Origin of the sequence: Halorubrum sp. Atlit-26R, from assembly GCF_003666015.1 — an archaeon.
Taxonomy (GTDB): Archaea; Halobacteriota; Halobacteria; order Halobacteriales; family Haloferacaceae; genus Halorubrum.
Genome location: NZ_QPLT01000071.1, coordinates 1 through 1258, shown reverse-complemented (window position 1 = coordinate 1258; position 1258 = coordinate 1). Strand labels below are relative to the sequence as shown.

The 1258-nt window shown below is 55.9% G+C and carries 2 pseudogenes; one reads left to right on the top strand and one right to left on the bottom strand.

Annotated elements, in window-relative coordinates:
- A pseudogene (locus DVK07_RS19305) lies at positions 1 to 279 on the bottom strand (hypothetical protein); the annotation flags it as partial.
- A 360-nt stretch (positions 280 to 639) separates the two neighbouring features.
- Between DVK07_RS19305 and DVK07_RS19300 the strand changes: the two are divergent.
- Positions 640 to 1258, top strand: a pseudogene (locus DVK07_RS19300) (hypothetical protein); the annotation flags it as partial.

Genomic DNA, 1258 nt, shown 5'->3' with positions numbered 1-1258 from the left:
AAGCCGAAGGTAATGAGTCCGGGCTACAGTGAAAAAGTGGGTGAGCGATGCGTCTGTGCCGCCGATCGCGGCTCGGGCAGTGCCGATGAATCCGCCGATAACGAACGGGAAGACGATCAGCCAGGCGAGCGACACGCCTGCCGAGAGATATGGCGACTCGATAAGGTGATCGACGTATTGCAGCTGGCTGCCTGCCCCGACGAGCAGGCCAGCGATGAGCAGGATCGGATTCGCGCGGAGTGCGGTGAATCCATCTTTAAATGCGGAGACGATGACCATCGTATCTACGGGGTTACCACTGTCATATATTAGGTCAAACGTAGTATCAAAACCAGATTTAACCATTTGAGCCCTTCTACCGCCTGTTTCGCGGACACGACGCAAAGCACAGTTTCGATTTGAGCTATCGGGGTTTTGAAGAATTCCGCCCAGCGATAACTGGCTACTCGTGATACTACGTCAGTATCGTCTATTGTTCGACCAGTTCTGTGAGACAGAACCGTTTCGAACCCCACCGATGAGCAGTAGACGTGGCACATGAGTGGTCAATATACTCGACGGACATTGTTGACGGCACTCGGGGCAGCGGGAGTCACGAGTGTTGCTGGCTGTCTCTCGTCAGGTGATAGTCGCTTTCGATTGAGTGCGTATCCAACAGAGGATCCGTACGAGGCGTTTCTACTGACAGATCCAGCGGGACACCGAGCCCAGTTCGCTATCGATTACCCTGACGAGTACAAACGTGCAGTCTACGACGAACTGCTTGCGAGTGGCTCGGTTACGGTGCTGAACTACCAGTTGGCCTACGAGTACGAGTTCGGCTCCGAGCCACGGGAACGCCCCCAGTTCGCTACGGACGGCGATCGGTACTACCGGATCCATGTCGAGACGATTCGTACTGTCAAACGAGACTGGTGGGAGTTCTACCTCGACTTGCAGGATGCGGAACAGCCCGACAGTACTGATCCGGTAACAGTACCGGTCACGACACTGTCCGATCGTGACCAACAGATACTCCAGCAGGCGATGGAAGCCGCAGCGGCGGATCGAGACCCGGCGATCGATGTCGGTGATCAGAAGCCAGGTTCACGCGGCGTCACGTATCACCACCACCTCGATACCGAAGCAAGCGATCTCGTCCCATCGCCGCCGTTCGAGTATCTACAACACAACGACCATCTATTCCAGGCACGAGCTGAGCAGAATGCCATCCCTGTGAGCGAACGGACGTTCACAGCCGAGCAGATTGGGAGATCCC